Consider the following 6,645-nt stretch of genomic DNA (forward strand, 5'->3'; position numbering starts at 1 on the left):
TCCTCCCCCACTCCACGGCCCCGGCCGTGCTGGCGGCCCGCACCATGATTGGGTGACGGCCATGACCGAGACTGTCACCACCTGGTACCTGGAGCAGACCTCCCCGTCGGATCTCGTGCCCGCCGCCGAGCCGCCCGCCGAGCAGGAGGTCCGGATCGTACTGTCCGGGACGCCGCTGCCCGAGTTCAGCCGGTTCCTCTACACGGCGGTGGGCGGGGACGTGACCTGGACGGACCGGCTGCCGTGGACATACGCGGAGTGGCAGGACCACCTGGGACGGCCCGGCACGGAGACCTGGGTGGCGTACGAGCGGGGGACGCCGGCCGGGTTCATCGAGCTGCAGGCCCGGCCGGACGCATCGGTGGAGATCGTCTACTTCGGCCTGATACCGGCGTTCCGCGGCCGGCGGATCGGCGGCCACCTGCTGTCGTACGGCATCGCGCGCGCCTGGGACCTGGCCGATCGCCGGCCGGAGTGCGAGCGGACGAAGCGGGTATGGGTGCATACCTGCAGCAAGGACGGCGAGTATGCGATGGCCAACTACCAGCGCCGCGGCTTCCGGCTCTACGACACGACCGTGACGGAGGAGCCCGAGGCGGCGGCCCCGGGCCCCTGGCCCGGCGCCTGAGCCGCACCATGGGCGCCGGTCACCTCAAGCGGAACGTGACCGGCGCCACAATGTCTCACCTTTCAAGACATACTCGTCCGCATTCTGGACGATGGTGGACTGGTCCAAGACCGTCGTGACACGCTTCCGTCATGTCTCGAGCTGGAATTGCCTTGGTGAGTCGGCGCCACGTCGACCTTGCGCGCGTATCCAGCGCCATCTGTCAGGCGCGCTGACGCTGTACCCACAGGGGTCGGCGACTCTGACCGGCAACCCCTGACAGCAACCGGCTCCACCGACTTTCCCGCCGTCCCCATCGTCGCGGACGTGCGACCACCCCTGATCCGGCAAGTCATGCCAAGGCGCGCTACCACGCGTCGCGATCCGGCACGTCTTCGCAGGTCACAGTGGGTGCACCCTTGCCTGAAACCGCATCCCCTGCAGCCGCCGAGAAGGACGTATCACCATGGCCGCCACTCCGGAACGCCCCGCCACGACCCGCCGCAAGGCCGGACGCCACCGCGGCGAGGGGCAGTGGGCCGTTGGTCACTTCACTCCGCTCAACGGCAACGAGCAGTTCAAGAAGGACGACGACGGTCTCAATGTGCGGACACGCATTGAGACGATCTACTCCAAGCGCGGCTTCGACTCGATCGACCCCAATGACCTGCGCGGACGAATGCGCTGGTGGGGCCTCTACACCCAGCGCAAGCCCGGCATCGACGGCGGCAAGACCGCGGTCCTGGAGCCGGAGGAGCTGGACGACAAGTACTTCATGCTCCGCGTGCGCGTGGACGGCGGCCGGCTGACCGTCGCGCAGCTGCGCGCGATCGGCGAGGTCTCCGAGCAGTACGCCCGCGGCACCGCGGACATCACCGACCGGCAGAACATCCAGCTGCACTGGATCCGCATCGAGGACGTCCCGGCCATCTGGGAGAAGCTCGAGAGCGTCGGGCTGTCCACGACCGAGGCGTGCGGCGACTGCCCGCGTGTGATCATCGGCTCCCCGGTGGCCGGCATCGCCGCCGACGAGATCATCGACGGCACCCCGGCCGTGAACGAGATCCACGAGCGCTACATCGGCAGCAAGGAGTTCTCCAACCTGCCGCGCAAGTTCAAGACCGCGATCTCGGGATCCCCTGTCCAGGATGTGGTCCACGAGATCAACGACGTGGCCTTCGTGGGCGTCAACCACCCCGAGCACGGCCCCGGCTTCGACCTCTGGGTCGGCGGCGGCCTGTCCACCAACCCCAAGCTCGCCCAGCGCCTGGGCACCTGGGTGCCGCTGGACGAGGTCGCGGACGTCTGGGCCGGTGTCGTCGGCATCTTCCGTGACTACGGCTACCGCCGGCTGCGCAACCGCGCCCGCCTGAAGTTCCTCGTCGCCGACTGGGGCGTCGAGAAGTTCCGGCAGGTGCTGGAGGACGAGTACCTGAAGCGGAAGCTGGTCGACGGACCCGCGCCCGAGGCGCCCTCCTCCAAGTGGCGCGACCACATCGGCGTCCACAAGCAGCAGGACGGCCGCTTCTACGTGGGCTTCGCGCCGCGCGTCGGCCGCGTCGACGGCAAGACCCTCACCAAGCTCGCCGAGCTGGCCGCCGAGCACGGCTCGGACCGGCTGAACACCACGGTCGAGCAGAAGATGATCATCCTCGATGTGACCGAGGACCAGGTCGACTCGCTGGTCGCCGGGCTGGAGGCGCTGGACTTCCAGGTCAAGGCGTCGCCGTTCCGGCGCGGCACGATGGCCTGCACCGGCATCGAGTTCTGCAAGCTGGCCATCGTCGAGACCAAGGGCCGCGGCGCGTCCCTCATCGACGAGCTGGAGCGCCGGATGCCGGACTTCCAGGAGCCGGTCACCATCAACCTCAACGGCTGCCCGAACGCCTGCGCCCGCATCCAGACCGCGGACATCGGTCTCAAGGGCCAGCTGGTCCTGGACGACAACGGCAACCAGGTCGAGGGCTACCAGGTGCACCTGGGCGGCGCGCTGGCCCTGGAGGCCGGCTTCGGCCGCAAGGTCCGCGGCCTGAAGGTCACCGCCGATGAACTCCCCGACTACGTCGAGCGGGTGCTGCGCAACTTCGAGGCGGAGCGCACCGACGGCGAGCGGTTCGCCCAGTGGGCGGCCCGCGCCGAAGAGGGTGCTCTCAAGTGAGTGAGCGCGCTGCGCCGTTCTTCTGCCCGTACTGCGGGGACGAGGACCTGCGGCCCTCCGAGGAGGGCCATGGGGCCTGGGAATGCCGGTCCTGCAGCCGTGCTTTCCGGCTGAAGTTCCTGGGCCTGCTGGCCCCGGGGACCGCGGCCGGCTCCCCCGCCACCGACGGAGGTGCACAGTGACCACCGCAACCGACGCCCATCAGTCCGCACGCGCCGAAGACCTCCAGGCGCTCGCCGAGCAGGCGGGCCGCGACCTGGAGGACGCCTCGGCGCTGGAGATCCTCAAGTGGGCCGCCGAGACCTTCGGTCCGCGCTTCTGCGTCACCTCCTCGATGGAGGACGCGGTCGTCGCGCACCTGGCCTCGCGTGCCTTCCCCGGCGTGGACGTGGTGTTCCTGGACACCGGCTACCACTTCCCGGAGACCCTCGGTACCCGGGACGCGGTCGCGGAGGTGATGGACGTCAATGTCATCACCCTGACGCCGCGTCAGACGGTGGCCGAGCAGGACGCCGAGCACGGACCGAAGCTGCACGACCGCAACCCGGACCTGTGCTGCGCGCTGCGCAAGGTCAAGCCGCTCGAAGAGGGCCTGACGGCGTACGACGCGTGGGCGACGGGCCTGCGCCGGGACGAGTCGCCCACCCGGGCGAACACCCCGGTCGTCGGCTGGGACGCCAAGCGGCAGAAGGTGAAGGTCTCGCCGATCGCGAAGTGGACGCAGGCCGACGTGGACGCCTACGTCACCGAGCACGGCGTGCTCACCAACCCGCTGCTCCAGGACGGCTACGCCTCGGTCGGCTGCGCCCCCTGCACGCGGCGCGTGCTGGAGGGCGAGGACGTCAGGGCCGGCCGCTGGGCCGGCAGCAACAAGACCGAGTGCGGACTGCACGGATAGCGCGGCACGCACGATGACGGACACTCAGGAGATATCCATGACGGGCGCCACGATCTGGCTGACCGGTCTGCCGAGCGCGGGCAAGACGACCATCGCGCACGAACTGGCCGGGAAGCTGCGCGGCGAGGGCCACCGCGTCGAGGTGCTCGACGGCGACGAGATCCGGGAGTTCCTCTCCGCGGGCCTCGGCTTCAGCCGGGAGGACCGGCACACCAACGTCCAGCGCATCGGCTTCGTCGCCGAGCTGCTGGCCAGCAACGGCGTCAAGGCGCTGGTGCCGGTGATCGCGCCGTACGCGGACAGCCGGGAGGCAGTGCGCAAGCGCCACCAGCAGGAGGGCACGCCCTACCTGGAGGTGCACGTCGCCACGCCCGTCGAGGTCTGCTCGGAGCGGGACGTGAAGGGCCTGTACGCCAAGCAGGCGGCGGGCGAGATCACCGGCCTGACCGGTGTGGACGACCCGTACGAGGCCCCCGAGTCGCCCGATCTGCGGATCGAGTCGCACACCCAGACCGTGCAGGAGTCCGCGGCGGCGCTGCACGCGCTGCTCACCGAGAGGGGACTGGCATGACGACGGCAACGGCCATCACCGGTACCGGCCCGACCCCGGAGGGCGACGACTCTCCGTACGCGCTGTCCCACCTGGACGCGCTGGAGTCGGAGGCGGTGCACATTTTCCGCGAGGTGGCGGGCGAGTTCGAGCGGCCGGTGATCCTCTTCTCCGGCGGCAAGGACTCCATCGTCATGCTGCACCTGGCGCTGAAGGCGTTCGCGCCCGCGCCGGTGCCGTTCTCCCTGCTGCACGTGGACACCGGGCACAACTTCCCGGAGGTTCTGGAGTACCGGGACCGTACGGTCGAGAAGCACGGGCTGCGGCTGCACGTCGCGTCCGTACAGGAGTACATCGACCGCGGCGCCCTCAAGGAGCGCCCGGACGGCACCCGTAACCCGCTGCAGACCGTGCCGCTGACCGAGGCCATCCAGCAGCACCGCTTCGACGCCGTGTTCGGCGGCGGGCGGCGCGACGAGGAGAAGGCCCGGGCCAAGGAGCGGGTGTTCTCGCTGCGCGACGAGTTCTCGCAGTGGGACCCGCGCCGTCAGCGCCCCGAGCTGTGGCAGCTCTACAACGGCCGGCACGCTCCCGGCGAGCACGTCCGCGTGTTCCCGCTGTCCAACTGGACCGAGCTGGACGTATGGCAGTACATCGCCCGCGAGGGCATCGAACTGCCCCAGATCTACTTCGCCCACAAGCGTGAGGTCTTCCGGCGCAGCGGCATGTGGCTGACGGCCGGCGAGTGGGGCGGCCCCAAGGACGACGAGACCGTCGAGACCCGCCAGGTGCGCTACCGCACCGTCGGCGACATGTCCTGCACCGGCGCCGTCGACTCCGACGCGACGACGCTGGAAGCCGTGATCACCGAGATCGCCGCCTCCCGGCTCACCGAGCGGGGCGCGACCCGGGCCGACGACAAGATGTCCGAGGCCGCGATGGAAGACCGCAAGCGCGAGGGGTACTTCTAACCATGACCACGATCACGAGCGAGGTTCTCGCGGAGACCACCCTGCTGCGGTTCGCCACCGCCGGCTCCGTCGACGACGGAAAGTCGACCCTGGTGGGGCGGCTGCTGCACGACTCCAAGTCGGTCCTCACCGACCAGCTGGAGGCCGTCGAGCACGCCTCCCGCAACCGTGGCCAGGAAGCCCCCGACCTGGCGCTGCTCACCGACGGTCTGCGCGCCGAGCGCGAGCAGGGCATCACCATCGATGTCGCCTACCGCTACTTCGCCACGCCGCGGCGGCGGTTCATCCTCGCCGACACCCCGGGCCATGTGCAGTACACCCGCAACATGGTCACCGGCGCGTCCACCGCCGAGCTGACGGTGATCCTCGTCGACGCCCGTAACGGTGTCGTCGAGCAGACCCGCCGGCACGCCGCGATCGCCGCGCTGCTCCGCGTCCCGCATGTCGTCCTCGCCGTCAACAAGATGGACCTCGTCGACTACGAGGAGACGGTCTTCGCGGAGATCGCCGAGGAGTTCACCGCGTACGCCGGTGAGCTGGGCGTCCCCGAGATCACCGCGATCCCGATCTCCGCGCTCGCCGGTGACAACGTCGTGGATGCGTCCGCGAACATGGACTGGTACGGCGGCCCGACGGTCCTGGAGCACCTGGAGACCGTCGCGGTCAGCCACGACCTGGCGCACTGCCACGCCCGGCTGCCCGTGCAGGTCGTCATCCGCCCGCAGACCGCCGAGCTCCCCGACTACCGCGGTTACGCGGGCCAGATCGCGGCCGGCACGTTCCGCGTCGGCGACGACGTCACCGTGCTGCCGTCCGGCAGGACGTCGAAGGTCAGCGGGATCGACCTGCTCGGCAAGCCGGTCGACGTCGCCTGGACCCCGCAGTCGGTCACCCTCCTGCTGGAGGACGACATCGACATCTCGCGCGGCGACCTGATCGTGCCGACCCCCGACGCGCCCCCGGCCACCCAGGACATCGAGGCGACCGTCTGCCACGTCGCCGACCAGGCACTCACCGTCGGCCACCGGGTCCTGCTCAAGCACGGCACCCGTACGGTCAAGGCGATCGTCAAGGACATCCCGTCCCGGCTGACCCTCGACGACCTGTCGCTGCACCCGCACCCGGGTCAGCTGGTCGCCAACGACATCGGCCGCGTCAAGATCCGTACCGCCGAGCCGCTGCCGGTCGACGCCTACGCCGACTCGCGGCGCACCGGCTCGTTCATCCTGATCGACCCGAACGACGGCACCACGCTCACCGCGGGCATGGTCGGCGAGTCCTTCGCCGCGCCCGAGCCGGTGAAGACCGAGGCCGACGACGAGGGCTGGGACTTCTGACCATGGCGGGCGAGGCGTTCTCGACGTTCGCGAAGGAGGGCGGCCGGATCGGCAGCGGCGCCCTCGGCAGCGGGCAGGGCGGGGTGGAGCGGGGTCAGCGCACACATCGGCCGACTCCGCCCTG

The 6,645-nt window shown here is 70.2% G+C and carries 8 protein-coding genes; all 8 read left to right on the top strand.

Features of this window, described 5'->3' with window-relative positions; translation table 11 throughout:
* The first annotated feature begins 61 nt into the window (after positions 1-61).
* The 8 genes from CCS38_RS01340 (at position 62) to CCS38_RS01370 (ending at position 6,521) form a co-directional block, all read left to right on the top strand.
* Positions 62-628 (top strand): GNAT family N-acetyltransferase, encoded by a 567-nt coding sequence (locus CCS38_RS01340; RefSeq protein WP_223731322.1) that lies wholly within the window; start codon positions 62-64, stop codon positions 626-628.
* 131 nt (positions 629-759) lie between these two features.
* A complete protein-coding gene (locus CCS38_RS35625) occupies positions 760-843 on the top strand; it encodes a putative leader peptide (protein WP_351598321.1) in 84 nt (27 codons plus the stop codon).
* 230 nt (positions 844-1,073) lie between these two features.
* Entirely contained in the window at positions 1,074-2,765 is a 1,692-nt protein-coding gene (locus CCS38_RS01345) for a nitrite/sulfite reductase (protein WP_223731323.1), read from the top strand.
* A complete protein-coding gene (locus CCS38_RS35465; RefSeq protein ID WP_223731324.1) occupies positions 2,762-2,947 on the top strand; it encodes an eL43 family ribosomal protein in 186 nt (61 codons plus the stop codon). Before CCS38_RS01345 ends, CCS38_RS35465 begins: the two co-directional genes overlap by 4 nt.
* Entirely contained in the window at positions 2,944-3,663 is a 720-nt protein-coding gene (locus CCS38_RS01355; RefSeq protein ID WP_223731325.1) for a phosphoadenylyl-sulfate reductase, read from the top strand. Before CCS38_RS35465 ends, CCS38_RS01355 begins: the two co-directional genes overlap by 4 nt.
* 37 nt (positions 3,664-3,700) lie before the next feature.
* The gene (cysC, locus tag CCS38_RS01360; RefSeq protein WP_223731326.1) at positions 3,701-4,234 is read left to right on the top strand and encodes an adenylyl-sulfate kinase; all 534 of its coding nucleotides are present in this window, start codon (positions 3,701-3,703) and stop codon (positions 4,232-4,234) included.
* On the top strand, positions 4,231-5,184 hold the full coding sequence (gene cysD / locus CCS38_RS01365; protein ID WP_223731327.1) for a sulfate adenylyltransferase subunit CysD: 954 nt from the start codon (positions 4,231-4,233) through the stop codon (positions 5,182-5,184). Before cysC ends, cysD begins: the two co-directional genes overlap by 4 nt.
* 2 nt (positions 5,185-5,186) lie before the next feature.
* On the top strand, positions 5,187-6,521 hold the full coding sequence (locus CCS38_RS01370) for a sulfate adenylyltransferase subunit 1 (protein WP_223731328.1): 1,335 nt from the start codon (positions 5,187-5,189) through the stop codon (positions 6,519-6,521).
* Positions 6,522-6,645: the final 124 nt, after the last annotated feature.

Source organism: Streptomyces purpurogeneiscleroticus (assembly GCF_020024005.1).
GTDB lineage: Bacteria > Actinomycetota > Actinomycetes > Streptomycetales > Streptomycetaceae > Streptomyces > Streptomyces purpurogeneiscleroticus.

Coding starts and splice junctions, on each gene's coding strand:
- CCS38_RS01340 (WP_223731322.1), top strand. CDS start 62: ATGACCGAGACTGTCACCACCTGGTACCTGGAGCAGACCTCCCCGTCG.
- CCS38_RS35625 (WP_351598321.1), top strand. CDS start 760: ATGTCTCGAGCTGGAATTGCCTTGGTGAGTCGGCGCCACGTCGACCTT.
- CCS38_RS01345 (WP_223731323.1), top strand. CDS start 1,074: ATGGCCGCCACTCCGGAACGCCCCGCCACGACCCGCCGCAAGGCCGGA.
- cysC (WP_223731326.1), top strand. CDS start 3,701: ATGACGGGCGCCACGATCTGGCTGACCGGTCTGCCGAGCGCGGGCAAG.
- cysD (WP_223731327.1), top strand. CDS start 4,231: ATGACGACGGCAACGGCCATCACCGGTACCGGCCCGACCCCGGAGGGC.
- CCS38_RS01370 (WP_223731328.1), top strand. CDS start 5,187: ATGACCACGATCACGAGCGAGGTTCTCGCGGAGACCACCCTGCTGCGG.